The sequence below is a fragment of the Pedobacter superstes genome, assembly GCF_037622515.1.
GTDB lineage: Bacteria > Bacteroidota > Bacteroidia > Sphingobacteriales > Sphingobacteriaceae > Paradesertivirga > Paradesertivirga superstes.
Window position 1 is genome coordinate 375,699 of the sequence record NZ_JBBJCN010000001.1, and the last position, 19,670, is coordinate 395,368.

Genomic DNA, 19,670 nt, shown 5'->3' on the forward strand with positions numbered 1-19,670 from the left:
GGAACGAATAACTACATAATTAAAGCTTGATCCCAGTCTTTCCAAACGGGTTCATAGCCTTGCTGCCTGATTATTTCTGCTATTACTTCAGGGGATCGATCATCGTTAATTTCGAACTGTTCCAATGATTCTTTTGCAACCGAATATCCCCCGGGATTAGTTTTTGATCCGGCACTTATAGAAGTAATTCCGAGTTTAAGTACATGGTTTCTGAATGTTTCCGACTCACGGGTGGAAAGAGCTAGTTCAACCTCAGAATTAAATATCCTGTAAGCGCAAATTAATTGAACCAATTCCCTGTCGCTCATATCCACTTTAGGCTCTAATCCGCCCGAAAAAGGACGCAAACGCGGGAAAGAAATAGAATATTTTGTTTTCCAGTATTGCCGTTCCAAATAGTTGAGATGTAAGGCGGTGAAAAAACAATCAGTGCGCCAATCTTCCAGTCCCAATAGCGGACCAAGGCCAATTTTATGTATTCCCGCTTTTCCTAAACGATCCGGAGTTTCTAACCGATAACTGAAATTAGATTTCTTCCCTTTCGGGTGATGTTTTTTGTAATCGTCTTCGTGGTAGGTTTCCTGGTAAACCAATACTGTATGAAGACCAAAAGGAATTAATTCTTCGTATTCTTCCTGCTCAAGCGGCTGTACTTCCATGGCGATATTCGAGAAATGCGGAGAAATGAGCTGAAGTACGTTTTTGAAATAGTCGACTCCCACAGTCTTTGCCGCTTCACCACTCACCAGCAAAATATGCTCATAACCCATCTCTTTGATAAATGCCGTCTCCGACATAATTTCCATATTACTGAGTGTTTTGCGGGGAAGCTTATTGTCTACGCTAAAACCGCAATAAGTGCAGATATTCTGGCATTCATTAGACAGGTACATCGGGATGTACATCTGAATCACCTTCCCAAAACGTTGTAAAGTAAGCCGATGACTCAATTGCGCCATCTGTTCAAGGTAAGGAGCAGCGGCCGGAGAAACCAAAGCTTTGAAATCTTCTAAATCACGCTGAGGTTTTACTAATGCAGCTTCAACATCAACAGCAGTTTTAGCATAAATACTTGATTTTACCTCATCCCAGGAATACTGCCTGAATAAATTTTCAAAACTCATTATCAATGAAAATTAAAATTAAAAAGTCAAAAATTAAAAATCTAAAAAGATTTCAAATCAAATAACATAGATGCTATATACACTAAAAACAAGTGAGCATGACAAAGCGCTTAGCCAAATCTGCCACTTGATAATTAATCTAAAAACGCGGTGAAAGGACTACTGGCCATGGCATGGTTTACCGGTTTGGCGAGTTTAGCCTCGTATGCTATCCTGCCAGCCTCAACAGCCATTCTAAATGCCTTTGCCATCTGTACAGGATTTTGAGATACAGCAATCGCTGTATTTACCAATACCGCGTCTGCACCAATTTCCATTGCTTTAGCAGCATCAGAAGGTGAGCCGATTCCTGCATCTATTACTACAGGAACATTACTTTGCTCAATTATTATTTCCAGGAAATCGATAGATTTTAACCCTTTATTGCTACCGATAGGTGAACCCAAAGGCATAACTGCCGCTACGCCAACTTCTTCTAAGCGCTTGCATAAAACAGGGTCTGCATGAATATAAGGCATTACAATGAAACCTAATTTTACCAGTTCTTCAGCGGCCTTCAATGTTTCAATCGGATCGGGCATTAAATATTTTGGATCCGGATGTATTTCTAATTTAAGCCAATTGGTTTCCAGCGCCTCCCGTGCTAACTGAGCCGCAAAAACGGCTTCCTTAGCAGTACGAACGCCTGAAGTATTTGGCAATAAATTTATTTGAGGATGGCGCAGGTGAACCAAAATATCATCCTGGTCATCTTTTACATCAATACGTTTTAAAGCTACCGTTACTAATTCCGAACCGCTTTCAACTAAAGCTGCTTCCATTAATTCAGGGTGACTAAACTTTCCTGTGCCCGTAAATAACCTGGAATGAAATACCTTGTTTGCTATATTTAACATCCTACATTCTCTCCTTTCAATAATTCTTTAATCCTATCTACTTCATTGGCGGGTTGATCAGCAAAAGCGATTAACGCAGAAACTGCTACTCCGTAAATTCCGGTTTGTAGTATAGAAGCAATATCTTCTGTTTTAATTCCACCGATTGCGATAATTGGCAGATTAATATCAAGTCTTTTTGCTTCTGCGAGAATCTTCTGATACCCTTCCAGGCCCAAAATGGGACTTAATTTTTCCTTTGTTCTGGTAAAACGAAAGGGGCCACAACCAACATAATTCGCCCCATCACTGGCATGAGCTATGATATCTTCAATCGTATTTGCTGTACCTCCGATTATCATATTATCACCAACAATTTTCCTGGCTTCAGCAACTGGCATATCTTCCTTACCCAGATGAAGACCATAGGCTCCAACTTCTTTAGCAACTAAAGGATGATCATTAATGATCAATTTCGCATCAAAGGCATCACAAATTACTTTAGCCTGTTTTGCTATCGCGATAGTTTCTTCTATGGATTTATTTTTAACGCGTAATTGTACCCAGAGAACCCCTGCCTGGCAAGCTTTTTCAATGCCTTCCAGATGAGTAATTTCTGGAGTCTCCTGCGATATAAAATGTAAGTTACTTATCATGTTTTTTTATGAATGCCACCCCAATAAGGATGGATTAGAGCTTAAAACTTGTTCTATGTATTGCTTGGCTTTTTCGAAAGCAAGCTGCACAGGGATATTTAAAGCCAGGTTAGAACAAATAGCAGAAGCGAGAATACAGCCTGAGCCATGTTTAGAAGTCCCTAAATTTTTTGCCTCGAAAATATATTTCCTCGAATTCCAATAAAGCACATCTTTTCCTAGTTCTGCGTCCTCCCTATGACCTCCTTTTAAGTAAATCATAGTACTCTCCGAAAGCGATAAGGCATTCTCTTCTTTACCTATCAAAATTTCAAATTCAGGAAGGTTTGGAGTAAGAACGGTAATGTGTTTCAGCAAGGTCGCTATATCCCGGTCAGATCTAAAAAAAGGGAATCCCGAACTTGAACGTAAAACCGGGTCCCATACAAACTTAGCTTCCTGGTTTTGCTGAATAATGAATTGGACTACCTGGTGAAGAACATCGGCACTTTCAATAATTCCGATTTTAAACCACTCAATCTCCCAGCGATCCATCAGCAACTTAATCTGATCTTTAATTTCGGCAAGGGGTATCCAGCTCAAGTCTTTGACATCAGTATCTGTTTGAAAAGTATTTGCAGTTAAAACCCCAAAACCATACACAAGATTTTGTTCAAAAGTTTTGATGTCCGCAAGAATCCCTGCTCCTCCGCTTGGGTCGAAACCCGCGATGCTTAAAACTACCGGCCTCTCAGACGTCATATGCTTTTACTTTCTGTTCCAAATCCTTATATCTCTGTAAAGCCGCCGCTTTACTGGCCCATAAATAACCCAGTACTGCAATCCCCCGATAGCCATTATCCAACACTTCCTCGCAGTTAGTCTCCGTTATTCCACCCAGAGCATAAACGTTACTGGCAAAGGAGGGAACTTGCTTTAAAGCTTCGTTTGCCGGATATCCAGCCTTAGAGATGCTATTAAATACCGGACTCATAAAGCAATAATCAATTTTATCCTGAACTTCATTTAATTCCTCCCACTGGTGCAGTGAACACGAAATCGTGTATCGGCCAGAGTTTTTAAGCTCCTTGATCTGAGGATAGCTGAAATGCATTCCGCCTAATCCCATTTCGGATACCAATTCAGAATGATAGTGAATAGTGACACCCGCCATGAAACTGGAGTCAATTTCAGCAAGCAGCTTTTCGACTTCCTGCCTTTGACTTTGAGGTTTTCTCACGTGCAATCGCGTTAGCCCCGATTCAAAAAGTTGATTCAGGATTTCTGCTTCTCCCTCAAAAAACTCGGGAGCCGTTATCACTATCACTCTATCTGACATTAAAAATCAGGCTACGATGAACGTTTTAAATAAAACCGATTGTTCTTAGCTTAAGTGTCAGACAACTTTAAGGTGTCTGACACTTGCCTATTATTTACAGATAAATTTCTGAGCCCTGTTTTTTGAATTCGTCAGAGCGTTCTTTCATTCCTGCTTCAATAGCTAAAGATTCTTCGTCAATTCCATTTTTGTCGGCATAATTTCTTATATCCTGGGTAATTTTCATACTGCAGAAGTTCGGGCCGCACATAGAACAGAAATGAGCGATTTTAGCCCCTTCTGCCGGAAGAGTTTCATCATGATACTCTCTGGCAGTATCAGGATCGAGCGATAAATTAAACTGATCTTCCCAACGGAACTCAAAACGAGCTTTACTTAATGCATTATCGCGATATTGAGCACCCGGATGGCCCTTTGCCAAATCAGCAGCATGCGCCGCGAGTTTATAGGTAATTACACCGTCTTTTACGTCTTTTCTGTTTGGCAATCCAAGATGTTCTTTTGGAGTCACATAGCAAAGCATAGCGCAACCGAACCAGCCAATCATTGCTGCGCCAATTGCAGAGGTAATATGATCATAACCGGGAGCAATATCAGTTGTCAACGGACCAAGTGTATAGAAAGGTGCTTCATGGCATTCTTTCAATTGTTTGTCCATATTCTCCTTGATCAAGTGCATCGGTACGTGACCAGGCCCTTCAATCATCACCTGGATATCATGCTTCCATGCTACTTTGGTTAATTCTCCAAGAGTTTCCAACTCTCCAAACTGAGCGGCATCATTTGCATCAGCAATAGAACCAGGACGCAATCCATCTCCAAGGGAGAAAGAAACATCATAAGCTTTCATGATCTCACAAATATCCTCAAAATGAGTGTACAGGAAGTTTTCTTTATGATGAGCCAAACACCATTTCGCCATGATTGAACCACCACGCGAAACAATTCCGGTTAATCTTTTCGCCGTAAGCGGAACATAGCGTAATAAAACACCGGCGTGAATGGTGAAATAATCCACTCCCTGCTCTGCTTGTTCTATAAGGGTATCTCTAAATATTTCCCATGTTAAATCTTCGGCCTTGCCATTTACTTTTTCAAGTGCCTGATAAATAGGAACCGTTCCGATTGGCACAGGTGAGTTACGGATAATCCACTCACGTGTTTCATGGATATTTTTTCCTGTAGACAAGTCCATCACAGTATCAGCGCCCCAGCGGGTGGCCCAAACCATTTTTTCCACTTCTTCTTCGATACTTGAGCTAACTGCGGAATTCCCAATATTGGCATTGATCTTTACCAGAAAGTTACGGCCTATAATCATTGGCTCCGATTCAGCGTGATTGATGTTAGCCGGAATAATAGCACGGCCCGCAGCGATTTCATCCCGGACAAACTCAGGTGTAATAAATTTAGGAGTTCTTGCGCCGAAGTTATTGCCTGCATGCTGATGCCACATGGAATCAGAAGAATTGTACCGCTCTTCTAATAACTGATTTTCGCGAATGGCGATGTATTCCATTTCGGGAGTTACAATTCCTTTTTTGGCATAGTGCAACTGCGTTACGTTTTGCCCGGCTTTTGCACGCAACGGACTTTTGATATGCTGGAATCGCAATGCATCCAGTTTCTCATCGCCCATTCTGATTTTTCCGTATTCTGAACTTATGCCCTCAAGTTGTTCAACATCCTGCCTGTCTAAAATCCATTTTTCGCGAATTCTTGGCAATCCCTGTTTCACATCTATAAGAAAGTTTGGATCAGTATAGGGTCCGCTTGTATCGTACACCGCCACTGATGGGTTCGTTTCAATTTTACCATTAAACTTATCAACCGTGTCGGCAAGTTTAATCTCACGCATAGCGACCTGTATATCGTGAATTTTGCCTGGAACGTAAATTTTACTTGAATTTACAAATGCTCCCGTACTGATTTTTTGTTCTACTGGAATGCTTTCTTTCTTCATACGTTTTTTGAATTTTTATCCGCCTTGAGTAGCACGTATGATGGTTATTTTATCAGCAGCTTCAACTGTATAGGTATTCCATTCCGCTTTTGGAACCACACTATTATTTACCGCAACAGCAATTCCCTTTTTATCAAGAAAATTATGTTGCAGTAAAACATCACTTAGTGTTGTTAAGCCAATTAAAGAAACCGATTGATTGTTGATAAAAACCTCCATAAATGCTTATAAAAACTTCAGGAGGTGTCATCAGAAAGATGAGCTTCGCTTTTCCTTACGCCAGTATTACCTGGTTCAAGTTATGAGGGTATGTCTCAGCCTGTTCGGCACCCCTAAAGTTGCGGTAAATGTAAATGGTTTTTACTAAGAATTCAAATAGTTTTTAGAATAACCATAAGATTTTCTTTTGTCATCTCGACGAAGGAGAGATCTTTGAACATGTTGCTTTAGTTTTCTCGCTGCACTCGAAATGACAAAACGCTTTAGAATAGCACATCAAACTTACACCCTGTCATCGAAATCATTCCATCAAAGCCTTATTAAACTGAACAATTAATCGAAATAAATCTTCGTGCTCTGTTAAAGGCAAAGTTTCAGCTCTGTCATAAATATCATGATACGCCCTGATTCCTCCCATTGTATAAATAAAAAATGAAGGAACCCCTATTTCGGTAAACCAGTAATGATCACTATTGGCGGCTTTACCGCGCGGGTTTATTTTAACAAGATATTTACCTTTATCGTTCAATTGATTCAATAAGGCAAACTCTTTTTTATATTCAGTTGCGTTCACTACCGTGATGCCTTCCTGCCCTGTTCCGGCCAGATCTGTATTAATAAGGAATCTTATTTTTTTTAAATCTACAAGCGGATGTTCAGTAAAAAACTTAGAACCGACTAAACCCGCCTCTTCACCAGAAAACCCTATAAAAACCATGGAATACTTTTGCGGGTTCGCAGCATAATACTTCGCCAGATCCAGCAATAATGCAACGCCGCTTGCATTGTCATTTGCACCAGGGAAATAAGTATCCCGGCCCATTCCACCCAGGTGATCGAAATGTGCCGTAATCACAATCAAAGAATCGGGATGAACCGTTCCCTTTACCAGGCCACAAACGTTGTACGACCTATAATTACTGACAAATTTATTTTCAATATTCAGTTTGATTTTTTTCGGAATTGTCCTGATTGCCTTCTTATCGATTAAGACCGATGTGTAATCAGCCTGCTTTTGCGCAACAGACCAGGTGAGCTTTCTTTCCAGAGACACCATAATCCTGCTTTTCTCATTCAGAAAATGCGTGCTGTCTTTTTGTATCAGATTACTGCTTGCTTTTATGCCCCTGCTTTCAGGTCCGATAATAAAATCCTTTCCGGGGATTAAAGGAACGCCGTTTACAGAGACTTTCATATTTCCCGGAAAGGTGTTTACAGGAAATGAAAATTCCTCTAAAAAACTTTTATCATCCAATGGTTTAAGTCCATATGACTGAAATTTTGAACTAATGAATTCGGATGCTTTTAAGAGCCCGTCTTTTGTATAGCCTCTTCCCCAGAAATGGGGGCTTGCAAGTGTATCGACCATTTTTCGGGCGAAGATCGTATCCTGGGCAAAAGACAGTTTTAGGGCACTGGTTAAAATAAGTATAAAAAAAGCCCTCATTGAAATCAGCATTTAACAAATCTATAAAAAAAACAAAGCTCCTGATGGGCAGGAGCTCTATTTAACTAACCAATTATAAACCTAGCTGTAGGGGAAGGAATCGAACCTTCAAGGAGTGGTTATCCCGTTACCGGATTTCCCAGATTCTCCGCCACCGAGACAAGGAGGTGTGTCTGCCAGTTTCACCACCCTACAGTTTGACGCGATTTTTTAACAAATCGATAACACAAAGGTAAAGCCATGAACCAAATATTACAACTTTTTATGAACAAAAAGAAAATTTTTGCAACTCTCGCAAATTATTTGGGCTATTTTACATTATTTATAAAATGACTTTTACAGAACGGCAAAGAATTACAAATTTATTAACATCCTCATAAATAATTTCATATGCTGAAATTGTCATTTGCTGGTTATATCGCTATCATTTAATTTCTAAATCTTTTAAAACTAAGTAAATTGCGGGCCTAATAAAAAACATGGCAAAAGTTTCAATTAACATCACCACTGGTTCTATTCAAAAAGAAGATATTATTGTAGGTATCGATTTGGGTACAACAAACAGCCTGGTTGCGTTTATAAATCCAGAAGGCACAGCACAGGTGATAAACGATACCGGGAAAGGTGTTCTTGTTCCTTCTATTGTACATTTCAATAAAGATGGTAGTGTTGTGGTTGGAAATGAAGCCAGACAATATCTCATAAGCGATCCACAGAATACTATTTTTTCGGTTAAACGATTATTGGGCCGTTCCTATCATGATATTGAAGAACATAAAGATTTTTTCTCATATAAAGTCATCGACGATAACACCGAAAGTCTTGTTAAAATAAAGGTAGGTGATCGCTTTTACACGCCAATTGAACTTTCGGCGATGATTCTTAAGGAGCTGAAAGACCGTGCAGAACATGCGCTTAAAACACCGGTAAACCGCGCAGTCATCACAGTTCCGGCATATTTTAACGATAGTCAGCGCCAGGCCACCCGCGATGCAGGAAAGCTTGCTGGTTTAGATGTATTGCGAATCGTAAACGAACCTACGGCTGCAAGTTTAGCCTATGGGATCGGATTGCATCCTGAGGAGGAAAAAACAATAGCTGTTTATGATTTAGGCGGCGGGACTTTTGATGTTTCCATTTTAAAAATTCAAAACGGAATTTTTGAAGTATTATCAACCAACGGAAACACTTTTTTAGGTGGTGATGATTTCGACAGGGCGATTGTAAATTACTGGATTGAACAGAATAAGCTTAACCCGGATGAAATAACGTCAAACTCTGAGCTAACCCAAGGCCTTCGTTTAAAAGCTGAAGAAGCAAAAAAAGCTCTGAGTACACAAAATATATTTACTGGCAATCTTGGAGATATTCCTTGCGCCATAACCCGTCAAACCTTTGAAGAACTGATCGCACCTAAAATAGCAGAAACTATTACCGCTTGTAAAAACGCACTTTCTGATGCCGGACTTACTATTTCAGATATTGATGAGGTAATAATGGTGGGTGGCTCAACCCGTACCCCCTTCGTTAAAAAATCCATTTCAGAGTTTTTTGAAAAACAAGTTCACGATAAGATTAATCCGGATGAAGTGGTTGCTCTGGGAGCAGGCATTCAGGCCGATATCTTAGCAGGTAACCGTAAAGACATCCTTTTGCTGGATGTTACGCCTCTTTCCCTTGGGATTGAAACTCTGGGTGGCCTGATGGATGTAATTATTCCGCGCAACTCGAAAGTACCAACTAAAGCAGGCCGACAGTACACCACCTCAATAGACGGGCAGGTAAATATGAAAATTTCTGTTTATCAGGGTGAACGCGATCTTGTTAAAGAAAACCGAAAACTGGCTGAATTTGATTTAAGAGGTATTCCGGCAATGCCTGCGGGATTTCCTAAAGTTGATATTAATTTTCTTTTAAACGCCGATGGAATCTTAAGGATACAGGCAGTTGAATTACGCTCAGGCGTGAAACAGGAGGTTGACATTAAACCAACTTATGGGTTGACAGATCAGGAGGTGGAAAAAATGCTTTTCGATTCGATAACCCATGCTAAAGAAGATGTGACACAACGGATGATCATTGAGGCCCGCACCGAGGGCGAACAGATGGTGTATACAGCAGAGCGTTTCATAGAAAAGAATAAAGCTTATTTTTCTATTGAAGAAATCAGCGAAACTCAAAAATATATACAGTCACTCAAAGAAGCCCTTAGTTCTGGCAATAAAGATTTAATTCATAAAAAGATTGATGAATTGAATGAGTTCACCCGCCCCTTTGCTGAGCGGTTGATGGATCAGGCGATTGGACAGGCGATGAAAGGTAAAGCAATTGACTAGAGCTAATATCAGCTTTTCCACCAGTATTTTCGCCGCACCTTGACTGAACTTTTCTCTTATACTTTAAGCCTTTCAGATTGCTTAATGATTGGTTTGGTGGCTCTCCTTACGGGGATGTCGAAAACTGGTATTCAGGGAGCAGGTATGCTTTCGGCGCCCCTGCTTGCATTAGTTTTTGGCGGCCACAATTCCAGCGGAATTATTCTTCCTATGCTAATTATTGCCGATGTATTTGCTGTTTGGTATTATCACCGGCATGCTTCCTGGAAACACCTAAAACTCTTATTTCCCTGGGCTGCTATAGGAATTATTACAGGAACGCTTGTGGGAGCCTATATTGATGATAAAGTATTTAAAATAATAATGGCGGCCACAATCTTCATCAGCATTCCATTAATGATCTGGCTTAAGAAAAGCGACAAAGATGATATTCCGAAAACCGGATGGTTTTCAGTCTCCACCGGTATAGCCGGAGGATTCACATCGATGGTAGGCAATTTAGCCGGCAGTGTAATGGCTGTATACCTGCTTGCTGCACGATTACCAAAGAATGTTTACATTGGAACTACAGCCTGGTTTTTTCTGGTAATTAACTGGGCAAAGGTCCCTTTTCATGTGTTCAGCTGGCATACCATTACATTTAATACAGTCTTGCTTTCTATTGTCACATTACCTCTTATTCTCCTGGGAGCCCTTACCGGGATTTTTATCATTAAGAGAATTCCTGAAGAACACTACCGCTGGTTTATTATTGTTATGACTATTGTTGCGGCATTCTTCATGCTGCTATAGCTTCCTGAACTTTCTTTTTCCGCTCATTTTTCAAATAAGTCAGTAATACTTTTTCATCGGCGGTTAACCCTGTATTTACTGTTGTGGGGAGAACCCTTTTCACTTTTTTTAAATAAGGATAAAGCGTTCCGTTTTCATAGGATGCAATCAGCGGAGGGAATACATAATATTTTTTACAAACAGTCCGTGTATTTCCAAGTTTTGAAGAAACTTTATCAAGCATTGCTACCGTTACTTTTTTTCTTTTGGATTCCAAATCTGTAAATTCGTATTCTGAATAAATTCTTAAAGCTTCCAAAGTTCCAAACCATGTTCTAAAATCTTTGGCTGTAAAATCGCAACAGGCAATTTCTTTTATATATCGGTTAATCATACCCGAGTCAATTGACTTCTTATCCCCTCCCGTAGTATAATATTGAAAAAGTTCCTGTCCCGGGATGTCGCGACATTTTTTAACCAATTTAGCAAGTGTCCGATCGTTTAAATCAATTTCATGCTGCACACCTTTTTTGCCTTTAAAAGAAAGCTTCATCGCCCCCCCGTCAATTTTAATGTGCTTATCTCTGAGCGTACTTAAGCCATATGAACCGTATAAGTGTTTATATGACTCACTTCCTATCCTGATAAGAGTTTTTTCCATCAGACTAATAGATATAGCCAATACTTTTCTTTCGTCCATCTCACGTCTTCTGAGATCTTTCTTAAGATTTTTCCTGAATTCGGGCAACTTCTTTCCAAACTCTAAGAGCCTGTAAAACTTATTTTCATTTCTTGATTTCGCCCAGTCGTGATGATAACGGTATTGTTTACGGCCAGCCTGATCTATACCAGTAGCCTGTAGATGTGCATTTTGCTTCGGTGCTATCCAAACATTTTGCCATGCAGGCGGCAGTACCAGTTTTTTAATCCGATCCAGAGTTTTATCATCGATAACCTCTTCACTTTTTTGATTAAAATACTTAAATGTGCCGCGCCTTGCAACCCGCGTGATGCCAGGAGCTGAATCAGTAAGATAAATCAGGTTATTCTCTTCGAGCAGAATTTCGGTATCACTCATGCTCAAATAAAACAATCAGGAAAGAAAATGTTTGTTCAGGAAGGTATTTATGGCTTTATTAAAGTCTTCGGGATTCTCCAGGTTTGGCAAATGCCCGGAAGTTGAAATATTTACCTGTTCTGCCTGTGTAATCCCCTCAGCTAATTGTTTAGTTTGATCTTCCGACATTAATTTGTCGTTTTCGCCTCTGATAATTAAAGTCGGAACATTTATGTTTAAGAGAGAATTGCAGGTTTCCGTTCTCGAAGCCAGAGCCAGCAGGGTTGAACATATTGTTTTATCGCTCGTACCCATAATAACCTCCCTCAAAAACTGAACGGTTTCCGGCTTATTCATCAATGTTTCTTCAGTAAACACGTTCTTTATAAATCCCTCGGTAAAATCGCCTTTACCTCCGGCCACAATCTGCTCAATGGAGTTAAATCGTTTCATTTTGCCTTCATTACTGTCGGCAACACAATTAGTATCGCATAAAATCAAACCTTTAACGTTCTTTTGCGATAACTCAATCGCCCTCAGGGCAATATATCCACCCATTGAAATGCCACACAACACACAATTTTCTAATTGCAGAGTATCAATAAGCATTATAAGGTCGTTGGCAAAAAGATCAATACTAAAAAACGAATGATCGGAGGAACTTCCGCCGAAGCCCCGTATATCATAGGCTATAGCGCTGATTCCGTCTGGAAGAGAGTCTAACTGCTCATTCCATATCGTCTTATTAAATGGAAAACCATGAATAAAAACTATTGTTGCGGCAGAGTTGCCCGATTGCTTTGAAAGATAGGTTACAGATACTGCATTTACCTTAGTGCTGAGAATCTCCATAAACACTAAAGTATTTTTATAGTATAAAGTTTACAAGTACATAAACTTTAAGCTATTCAGGCTTACCAGCCTCTGTAACCAATTGGCAATAAGTAAACTAATTTAATCACAGGAGCGTTCTTACGTGCACCGTTTATAGGATTTAGTTCTCCTATACTATAGCCAGCGCTTACTCCGATTGTTTGATTATAAGTGTAAATTATTCCGGCGCCCGTTTCTAAGCGCATTGGTGACTTTACAGCTGAGAATGATTGCGATCTGATACCATCAAAAATATCACATTGCAAATACATACTAATTTCTTTATATACTTTCGCCTGCGAATAAATTCTTCCTCCAAGTACCTTCTTAAATTCGGTATTAATTGTATATCCTTTCATCACCGGTCCAACAGATAGTTGTTGTCCCTGGAAATTTTCAAAACCTGCAAGTACCGCACCCTGAAAGTTCTCGAACTGATAGTTTGCCGCCCCGGCCTGAGCTGTTAAATGCCAGTTTAAATTCTGCGCCTTAACAGATGTAATAAAAAACACGATAAATAATAAGATTAAACACTTCCTCATCATATTGTTTAATTACAAATTCCAATCCACTTTTTTTTTGGGAAAAAGCCTTTAGTATTAGCTTAATAAACGCACCTTATTTATATATGCTTAATTAACAATCATGAGGAAAGAGTAGTGATATCCACATATTGTATCAGAATTTCCACGACACGGAATACTTTAAACTATTTTAATTACTCAAACTTCCTGATAAAATATCCTTAAATAATACATCTGATTAATACGAAAAGCAAAAATTTAAAATTCCTTTTTATTGTTAGAAATCAAATCATTAGCTAACAAAAAAGACCAAAACTTTCTTAGGCGGAAAAAAATCAATCCAACAAGCTGTTAGAAAATTTGTTGTAAGGTTATTTATTGGATGTAATGAGAAGAAACAAGTTCATGTTCGCTACCGGGATAGAAAACAGTTATCCCATGATTACGCTTCCCGATGGCTCGAGAAAACGAGTTGACGAAATGGAAAAGTGCGGTCATTACAAGTACTGGAAAGAGGATTTCAACCTTGTAAAAGAAATGGGGATAGAATTTCTAAGATACGGAGCTCCCCTTCACAAAACTCACCTCGGCCCGGGTAAATACGATTGGACATTTGTTGATGAAACATTTAACTATATGAAGGAAGTTGGCATAACTCCTATTGTGGACTTATGTCATTTCGGGTTACCCGACTGGCTGGACGATTTTCAAAATAAAGATTTTCCGATTCATTTTGCAGAATATGCCAAAGCTTTTGCAATGAGGTTCCCATACGTAGAAATGTACACCCCTGTAAATGAAATATTTGTAGCTGCTATGTTTTCTGCACAGTATGGTTGGTGGAATGAATGCAAAACAGATGACAAATCGTTTGTACGGGCATTAACTAATCTTTGCAAAGCAAATGTTCTGGCTATGAACGCCATTTTAGAAGTTCAACCCAATGCTACATTTATTCAAAGTGAGTCATCAGAATATTTTCATCCTGAAACCCCGGATTGCGATCCTTTAGCTGCCTTTCTTAATCAGAAGCGCTTTTTGTCGCTCGACTTAAGTTATGGATACCCTATAAGTGTAGGAATGTATGAATATCTGCGAGAAAATGGGATGAGTAAGCATGAATACCACTGGTTTGAGAATAATATAATCAAGGGTAATTGCATTATGGGTAATGATTATTATATTACTAATGAGCATATGGTTCATGAAAATGGAAGCACATCTGCCGCGGGTGAAATTTTCGGATATTATGTAATTACGCATCAATATTTCAGCAGATATAAATTACCGGTAATGCACACAGAAACTAATATTTCTGAAAACAATGCTTTGCGATGGCTGCAAACTCAATGGGCAAATGTGCGTCGTTTAAAACGTGATGGGATTCCTATTTATGGTTTTACCTGGTACAGCCTCACAGATCAGGTCGACTGGGATTCAGCGCTGCGAAACGATGCCGGCAATGTAAACTCACTAGGATTGTACGATTTAAACAGAAAAATCCGGCCTGTGGGTGAAGCCTATAAACACCTCATTCATCAATGGAGAGACGCATTAGAACACGAAAGTTACGTTTTAACTTTTAAATCCGGATATTACAAATAGTTGATTTTGTATATTGCGTGAAAGTATAACCATGTATAAATCAATTTTATTTACGGCATTGTTCGCAATTTCCATGAACATAAATGCCCAGACCGTCATTCCTCTATATTCGGGAAAAGTTCCCAATTCGATTGAAAGCTCTGAACCGGAAGTTAAAAACGTAAATGATGCAGGTCAAATAAGATTCGGAAAGGTAACTCAGCCTACTTTAGAAATCCATCTCCCAAACAAAGACAAAGCTACCGGAGCCGCAGTTATAATTATACCAGGTGGTGGATATAGCATAGTGTCTTATACACATGAAGGAACGAACGTGGCCAGGGAATTTAATAAAATGGGAATTGCGGCGTTCATCCTGAAATATCGCCTGCCCTCTGATAAAATCATGGTTGATAAAACCATAGGTCCTTTACAGGACGCTCAGCAGGCGATAAAAACGGTAAGAATGCGCTCAAAGGAATGGGGCGTTGATACTGCTAAAGTTGGCGTAATTGGCTTTTCTGCAGGCGGACATTTAGCTTCTACGGCCGGTACTCATTTTACTACAGCCGTAATTGATAATAAGGAAAAAGTAAATCTGCGTCCCTCCTTTATGATATTAATGTACCCGGTTATCAGCTTAACAGAAAACTTAATGCACAAGGGATCACGGGACAATTTGATTGGCTCTGCTCCGGAAAGCAAGCTTACCAATCTATATTCGAATGAAACGCAGGTAACCGAAAAAACGCCTCCAACTATACTTATTCATGCAGGCGACGACAAAACGGTAAAGGTTGCAAATAGCTTACGCTTTTATGAGTCGCTGTTAAATTGCGGGGTATCTGCCGAAATGCATATTTACCCAAAAGGAGGGCACGGTTTCGGAGTCAATAACAGAACCACATCTGATAAATGGACAGAACGTGTTGAAAACTGGCTAAAGGCAGAGAATATTATTCCAAAATCAGTGATTAAAGAATAAAAGGCATTTACCTTTTATTCTTTAACCATTTAAACAATCGTAAAGCATCCTCTTTTTTAAAGAGCTGAGTTCCGGAGTTCATGGTCGCAGCAGATCCACATGCTACGCCCATCCTCACCATTTCGGAATAATTTCCGCCGCGGGCTAATACCGAAACCATTCCCGCAACCATACTGTCGCCCGCCCCCACCGTACTTAGTTTCTTTACTGTTGGGGCAGGAATATGCTCTTTTATATCTTTGGTGATCAGATAGGCTCCCTGAGGGCCTAAAGAAACAACGATAACTTCTGCCTTACCCTCATTTATTAATTCCTGCGCGGCTTCATCTGCCGATTCATTATCAAGAGCATCTTTTCCTACTAAACGGCCTAATTCACCCAAATTTGGCTTCACCAAAAACACACCTTCATTCATAACTTCTTTCAAGGCCTCTTCAGAAGTATCCACAATTATCATTGAATTCTTCTCTTTCGCCTTTTTAACAATTCTTTTCAGAAATACAGGTGACATCCCGGGAGGTAAGCTTCCACTGATAACAATGATCTCCGGAAACGGATTTATGCTTTCAAACGCTTTAAATAAGTTTTCCTGCTCTGTCTCAGGAATTTCTGAACCTGGCATTCCAAAACGAAATTGCTGGTTTGTAGAACTGGCAACAACAATGAAATTCTCACGGGTTTCTGCTGTTACCTGAATAGCATGACGGGCGATCTTCTCCTTTTCTAATAAGTCTTCCAATAATTTGCCTGTTCTTCCCCCGGATGGGAATAAGGCTTCAGAATCAATATCCAACCTGCGCAAAGCACGCGAAACATTAATACCACCACCTCCCGGCTCAAACTTCGGCTGCTCACACCTAAGCTTTTTCTCAGGAATAAGCTGATCAATAGTGGTGCTTTTATCAACAGTAGGATTAAGAGTAATGGTTAATACATGTTTCATAAATGAGATTAAGTGTTAGATTTGAGACTGATTCTATCATCTTCGTGATTAAACCATTTTCATAAAGGTTTGTTCAGACTCATCGGATAACAAAGAGTTGTTTCAATAGGCCGGGATGCTGACTTAACACTTCAGCGTCTCAGGGGTAACTACGATTTAGTGACTCAGACCCTGAATAAACCAGATGACGTCGGTAGCAATTGAATAGCTTCCAACTACTTTACAAAGCAGTTTTAAATACCTCCGAAGCCTCATCGGCAAGCTTTTTATCCCCCAGATAACTCCATCTGATCGTATTAACATATTTCTTTAACACTGAATTCATTTCAGACAAAGTCACTTTAGTGATTCGTTCTGCTGTTTCATCTGCGATGCGCCAGTCGCCAAGGATCTCTGCACTTCCCAAACTCGACGCAATTGCTCCGGTGCTTTCTTCTTTCATATAGTTATTGGTTATAAAACCACTTTTTCCGGAAGCAAGTTCTTCCTCAGAAAACCCATTGTCCCTTAAATCCCTAAGCTCCCCGATCATAACTTCTACTGAGGCTTTAGGATCGGTAGTACTTACGTACATCACAGCATAGGGCATTAAACGATTTACGCTGTGAGCATAAGGAGCATATGACAAATTACGTTTCGTCCTGATTTCTCTGAATAAGCGGTTACTTAAGGCAGAGATTGCAAGCCGGAAAGGCAAATAATCACTGCTGGAAACAGCGGGAGCATTTATACTTCCAGTAATATAATTTGTAGCCAGAACCCTCTCTTCCAGCATTAACTTTGCGGAAACAGGAGACGGCATTGAATAAAGCGCGGGTTTATACGCTTTAACCGGCAAAGAAGCAAAGGACGATGTTACACGTTTAATAATCTCTTCTTTAGATATCTTTCCTACCACTACAATGAACATACGCTTTTTATTAAGCAATTGATTATAATAATAATCCTTAACCTCAGCGGCGCTCAGTTTACTTAAAGTGCTTTCTTCACCTGAAGGATCAATAGCATACGGGGTACCATTGAAAGCATTCTTTATGGTAAGATGCTCAATTCTGTCATCAGGATCTGACTCAGACTGCTTAAGTCCGGAAATCATCTTATCCTTCAGCATGTCAAGTTCTTTCGGTTCAAAAACCGGATTTACGACAGCTTCAGAAAACAGATCCCAGCCTTCGTTAAAAAACCTTGAAATACAATTCATACTAATGGTTCCGTTATCGTAGCCTGATGAGCCGCCTACCTCAACACCGTAAGCATCCTCTCTGTCTTTAAAAGCATCTTTATTGAATTTTTTAGTCCCGCATTCTGTAGCGGCAGAAAGAGCCAGATGCTCAATACCAGCTTTATCTGCCGGATAATTAGTCACCCCTCCTCTGTAATACATGCTTACATTTATGATCTCTTTTTGAGTTGGCTTCAATATCACCTTTATGCCCGCTACATCAAATGAAGTCGCTTTCGACTGAGCTAAAGCACCGAGGGTGATGAATAAAAAATATATGCTAAATGAAATTTGTCTCATAAAATGTATTCTCTTAATTATTTAAAGAATTCTTCTGGTTTTAACTCCGCCTTCATCGGAGCACTGATGAGCATCCCGGCAGCATAGGGTTTATTTTTGATGTACTTTCTTACATATTGTTGCAAATCTTCACGGCTAACTTTTCTCAGATTTTCTATATAGGTTGTCAGATAATCTATGGAAGCCGATGCCCACCAAAAAGAAATGGTATGAACAAAATCGGATGTAATTTCTTCATCTTTTACCTGGCTGATTTCCAGCATGCGCTTAGCTGTTTCAATTTGTTCATCTGTAAGGTAACTATCAGTATCCCATAAAGCTATCTGACGCTTAACTTCGGCAACGCATTCTTTTATTTTGGAGGGATTGGGCACTACAAAAACGCTGATAGGCCCGGTATGTTTTTGAGTTAAATAACCAATGTTTACCTGTAAAGCCAAACCCGCATCAACTAAAGCCTTACTAAACTTTGAAGAGTTTTGATTAATGATAAATGAAAATACGTCTGCCGCATAAGTAGCCGGCAAATCGTTTCTTGTATCCGGTCCGTGCCAGTTCATCATAATAAAAGGGACACGAGAAAGGTCTGATTCGACAATAAAGTGTTCCGTCTTTGTTAATGGTTTAAATTCCGGAACTGACCACCTTTTCGCAGGATCAAAACCTGCAGGTTTCCAGTCTTTAAAAATCATCTCGGTTTGTTTAAAAACATCTTCGTGCTTAACATCGCCAGCTATCGTCAATAAAGAATTATCCGGCCAATAATATTTATTTTTAATGGTATCCATTTTAGCTGGTGTTGCAGAACGTATGATATCATGATTACCGATAACATTTTTTCTGCTATAAAGATCGCCCCACAATTTTTTATTCATTTCATCAAACAGGGCAAAATACGGATTTGACTCATTTCGCTGAAACTCGCCATCAACTACTACATTTTCTTTATGCATTTCCTCGGCATCAAATTTTGGATACCTGATAGCCGAATTCATGAATTCTAGTCCATGCTGAAGATTAAATTTAGGTAAGGTAAAGTAATAATTCACCAGCTCCTGAGAGGTAGTACCGTTAAAGCTTATCCCCAATTCACTCACCCTGTTAAGAAAATCTTCCTGACTGGGATAGTCTTTATTTGCCTTAAAAAACATATGCTCGTACAAATGGCTCAGACCATTATATTGAGGAGATTCGGTATATGATCCGTTCTTTACAGCAATTTCAATCGTTGCCAATGGCACGCTGTTGTCTTCAAGCACGAGCACATCCAAACCATTGGAAAGCTTCTTGAAAAACATGTTAGCGGGCAGTTTAACTTTCGGCGCCGTAGTCTGGGCCTGCGTGGTTCCGATCAGAAAGCAGGTAATTAAAACATATAAAATATTTTTTATCATATATCGGTATTGCTTGGAAGTAAATATATCAGAAAAATCAAAAAACATCTTCTCCATTTTGGATTTTATATTAATAAAT

18 protein-coding genes, 1 tRNA gene and 1 riboswitch are annotated in these 19,670 nt (G+C 39.6%); of the genes, 4 read left to right on the forward strand and 15 right to left on the reverse strand.

Annotated elements, in window-relative coordinates; genetic code table 11:
* Nucleotides 1–11: 11 nt before the first annotated feature.
* From thiH to WG906_RS01760, 9 genes are all read right to left on the reverse strand, one after another.
* A complete protein-coding gene (gene thiH / locus WG906_RS01720) occupies nucleotides 12–1,124 on the reverse strand; it encodes a 2-iminoacetate synthase ThiH (protein WP_431844443.1) in 1,113 nt (370 codons plus the stop codon).
* A gap of 134 nt (nucleotides 1,125–1,258) precedes the next feature.
* Nucleotides 1,259–2,020, reverse strand: a complete 762-nt coding sequence (locus WG906_RS01725) for a thiazole synthase (RefSeq protein WP_339990789.1) — start codon at nucleotides 2,018–2,020, stop codon at nucleotides 1,259–1,261.
* Nucleotides 2,014–2,655, reverse strand: coding sequence for a thiamine phosphate synthase (locus WG906_RS01730; RefSeq protein ID WP_339990790.1), 642 nt, complete (start codon nucleotides 2,653–2,655; stop codon nucleotides 2,014–2,016). Before WG906_RS01730 ends, WG906_RS01725 begins: the two co-directional genes overlap by 7 nt.
* Nucleotides 2,656–2,661: 6 nt before the next feature.
* On the reverse strand, nucleotides 2,662–3,396 hold the full coding sequence (locus WG906_RS01735) for a hydroxymethylpyrimidine/phosphomethylpyrimidine kinase (RefSeq protein WP_339990791.1): 735 nt from the start codon (nucleotides 3,394–3,396) through the stop codon (nucleotides 2,662–2,664).
* Entirely contained in the window at nucleotides 3,386–3,961 is a 576-nt protein-coding gene (locus WG906_RS01740) for a thiamine phosphate synthase (protein WP_339990792.1), read from the reverse strand. Before WG906_RS01740 ends, WG906_RS01735 begins: the two co-directional genes overlap by 11 nt.
* A gap of 106 nt (nucleotides 3,962–4,067) precedes the next feature.
* Complete coding sequence (thiC, locus tag WG906_RS01745) at nucleotides 4,068–5,936, reverse strand: phosphomethylpyrimidine synthase ThiC (RefSeq protein ID WP_339990793.1); 1,869 nt, start codon at nucleotides 5,934–5,936, stop codon at nucleotides 4,068–4,070.
* A 15-nt stretch (nucleotides 5,937–5,951) separates the two neighbouring features.
* Nucleotides 5,952–6,155, reverse strand: a complete 204-nt coding sequence (thiS, locus tag WG906_RS01750) for a sulfur carrier protein ThiS (protein WP_339990794.1) — start codon at nucleotides 6,153–6,155, stop codon at nucleotides 5,952–5,954.
* A 35-nt stretch (nucleotides 6,156–6,190) separates the two neighbouring features.
* Nucleotides 6,191–6,280: riboswitch (TPP riboswitch) on the reverse strand.
* A 176-nt stretch (nucleotides 6,281–6,456) separates the two neighbouring features.
* A complete protein-coding gene (locus WG906_RS01755) occupies nucleotides 6,457–7,602 on the reverse strand; it encodes a M28 family metallopeptidase (RefSeq protein WP_339990795.1) in 1,146 nt (381 codons plus the stop codon).
* Nucleotides 7,603–7,687: 85 nt separating this feature from the next.
* Nucleotides 7,688–7,797 (reverse strand) — tRNA-Asp (locus WG906_RS01760).
* A 284-nt stretch (nucleotides 7,798–8,081) separates the two neighbouring features.
* On the opposite strand from WG906_RS01760, the gene hscA reads away from it, so the two are divergent.
* Nucleotides 8,082–9,938 carry a Fe-S protein assembly chaperone HscA gene (gene hscA / locus WG906_RS01765; RefSeq protein WP_339990796.1) on the forward strand — a complete coding sequence of 619 codons (1,857 nt, stop codon included), beginning with the start codon at nucleotides 8,082–8,084 and terminating at the stop codon, nucleotides 9,936–9,938.
* Between the two features lie 39 nt (nucleotides 9,939–9,977).
* A complete protein-coding gene (locus tag WG906_RS01770) occupies nucleotides 9,978–10,730 on the forward strand; it encodes a sulfite exporter TauE/SafE family protein (protein ID WP_339990797.1) in 753 nt (250 codons plus the stop codon).
* On the opposite strand, the gene WG906_RS01775 is transcribed toward WG906_RS01770, so the two are convergent.
* The 3 genes from WG906_RS01775 to WG906_RS01785 all read right to left on the reverse strand — a co-directional run bounded on the left by WG906_RS01775 (nucleotide 10,717) and on the right by WG906_RS01785 (nucleotide 13,184).
* Nucleotides 10,717–11,787, reverse strand: a complete 1,071-nt coding sequence (locus WG906_RS01775) for a DNA topoisomerase IB (RefSeq protein ID WP_339990798.1) — start codon at nucleotides 11,785–11,787, stop codon at nucleotides 10,717–10,719. The two genes, WG906_RS01770 and WG906_RS01775, sit on opposite strands and share 14 nt — an antisense overlap.
* Before the next feature lie 15 nt (nucleotides 11,788–11,802).
* Nucleotides 11,803–12,618 carry an alpha/beta fold hydrolase gene (locus WG906_RS01780; RefSeq protein ID WP_339990799.1) on the reverse strand — a complete coding sequence of 272 codons (816 nt, stop codon included), beginning with the start codon at nucleotides 12,616–12,618 and terminating at the stop codon, nucleotides 11,803–11,805.
* A 62-nt stretch (nucleotides 12,619–12,680) separates the two neighbouring features.
* Nucleotides 12,681–13,184 carry a hypothetical protein gene (locus WG906_RS01785; RefSeq protein WP_339990800.1) on the reverse strand — a complete coding sequence of 168 codons (504 nt, stop codon included), beginning with the start codon at nucleotides 13,182–13,184 and terminating at the stop codon, nucleotides 12,681–12,683.
* 366 nt (nucleotides 13,185–13,550) lie between these two features.
* Here WG906_RS01785 and WG906_RS01790 point away from each other — a divergent pair, with 366 nt between their 5' ends.
* Nucleotides 13,551–14,768, forward strand: coding sequence for a family 1 glycosylhydrolase (locus tag WG906_RS01790; RefSeq protein WP_339990801.1), 1,218 nt, complete (start codon nucleotides 13,551–13,553; stop codon nucleotides 14,766–14,768).
* Between the two features lie 31 nt (nucleotides 14,769–14,799).
* The gene (locus WG906_RS01795; protein WP_339990802.1) at nucleotides 14,800–15,732 is read left to right on the forward strand and encodes an alpha/beta hydrolase; all 933 of its coding nucleotides are present in this window, start codon (nucleotides 14,800–14,802) and stop codon (nucleotides 15,730–15,732) included.
* A 7-nt stretch (nucleotides 15,733–15,739) separates the two neighbouring features.
* Here WG906_RS01795 and WG906_RS01800 read toward each other — a convergent pair whose 3' ends face one another.
* The 3 genes from WG906_RS01800 to WG906_RS01810 all read right to left on the reverse strand — a co-directional run bounded on the left by WG906_RS01800 (nucleotide 15,740) and on the right by WG906_RS01810 (nucleotide 19,648).
* On the reverse strand, nucleotides 15,740–16,675 hold the full coding sequence (locus tag WG906_RS01800; RefSeq protein ID WP_339990803.1) for a 1-phosphofructokinase family hexose kinase: 936 nt from the start codon (nucleotides 16,673–16,675) through the stop codon (nucleotides 15,740–15,742).
* A 220-nt stretch (nucleotides 16,676–16,895) separates the two neighbouring features.
* Nucleotides 16,896–18,197: a M16 family metallopeptidase gene (locus WG906_RS01805; RefSeq protein WP_339990804.1), complete on the reverse strand. Its 1,302-nt coding sequence runs from the start codon at nucleotides 18,195–18,197 to the stop codon at nucleotides 16,896–16,898.
* Nucleotides 18,198–18,214: 17 nt separating this feature from the next.
* On the reverse strand, nucleotides 18,215–19,648 hold the full coding sequence (locus tag WG906_RS01810; RefSeq protein ID WP_339990805.1) for a M16 family metallopeptidase: 1,434 nt from the start codon (nucleotides 19,646–19,648) through the stop codon (nucleotides 18,215–18,217).
* Nucleotides 19,649–19,670 lie beyond the last annotated feature (22 nt).

Bases quoted from the DNA above. Each gene is read 5' to 3' on its own strand.
- thiH (WP_431844443.1), bottom strand. From the start codon at position 1,124: ATGAGTTTTGAAAATTTATTCAGGCAGTATTCCTGGGATGAGGTAAAA.
- WG906_RS01725 (WP_339990789.1), bottom strand. From the start codon at position 2,020: ATGTTAAATATAGCAAACAAGGTATTTCATTCCAGGTTATTTACGGGC.
- WG906_RS01730 (WP_339990790.1), bottom strand. From the start codon at position 2,655: ATGATAAGTAACTTACATTTTATATCGCAGGAGACTCCAGAAATTACT.
- WG906_RS01735 (WP_339990791.1), bottom strand. From the start codon at position 3,396: ATGACGTCTGAGAGGCCGGTAGTTTTAAGCATCGCGGGTTTCGACCCA.
- thiC (WP_339990793.1), bottom strand. From the start codon at position 5,936: ATGAAGAAAGAAAGCATTCCAGTAGAACAAAAAATCAGTACGGGAGCA.
- thiS (WP_339990794.1), bottom strand. From the start codon at position 6,155: ATGGAGGTTTTTATCAACAATCAATCGGTTTCTTTAATTGGCTTAACA.
- WG906_RS01755 (WP_339990795.1), bottom strand. From the start codon at position 7,602: ATGAGGGCTTTTTTTATACTTATTTTAACCAGTGCCCTAAAACTGTCT.
- hscA (WP_339990796.1), top strand. From the start codon at position 8,082: ATGGCAAAAGTTTCAATTAACATCACCACTGGTTCTATTCAAAAAGAA.
- WG906_RS01775 (WP_339990798.1), bottom strand. From the start codon at position 11,787: ATGAGTGATACCGAAATTCTGCTCGAAGAGAATAACCTGATTTATCTT.
- WG906_RS01780 (WP_339990799.1), bottom strand. From the start codon at position 12,618: ATGGAGATTCTCAGCACTAAGGTAAATGCAGTATCTGTAACCTATCTT.
- WG906_RS01785 (WP_339990800.1), bottom strand. From the start codon at position 13,184: ATGATGAGGAAGTGTTTAATCTTATTATTTATCGTGTTTTTTATTACA.
- WG906_RS01790 (WP_339990801.1), top strand. From the start codon at position 13,551: ATGAGAAGAAACAAGTTCATGTTCGCTACCGGGATAGAAAACAGTTAT.
- WG906_RS01795 (WP_339990802.1), top strand. From the start codon at position 14,800: ATGTATAAATCAATTTTATTTACGGCATTGTTCGCAATTTCCATGAAC.
- WG906_RS01800 (WP_339990803.1), bottom strand. From the start codon at position 16,675: ATGAAACATGTATTAACCATTACTCTTAATCCTACTGTTGATAAAAGC.
- WG906_RS01805 (WP_339990804.1), bottom strand. From the start codon at position 18,197: ATGAGACAAATTTCATTTAGCATATATTTTTTATTCATCACCCTCGGT.
- WG906_RS01810 (WP_339990805.1), bottom strand. From the start codon at position 19,648: ATGGAGAAGATGTTTTTTGATTTTTCTGATATATTTACTTCCAAGCAA.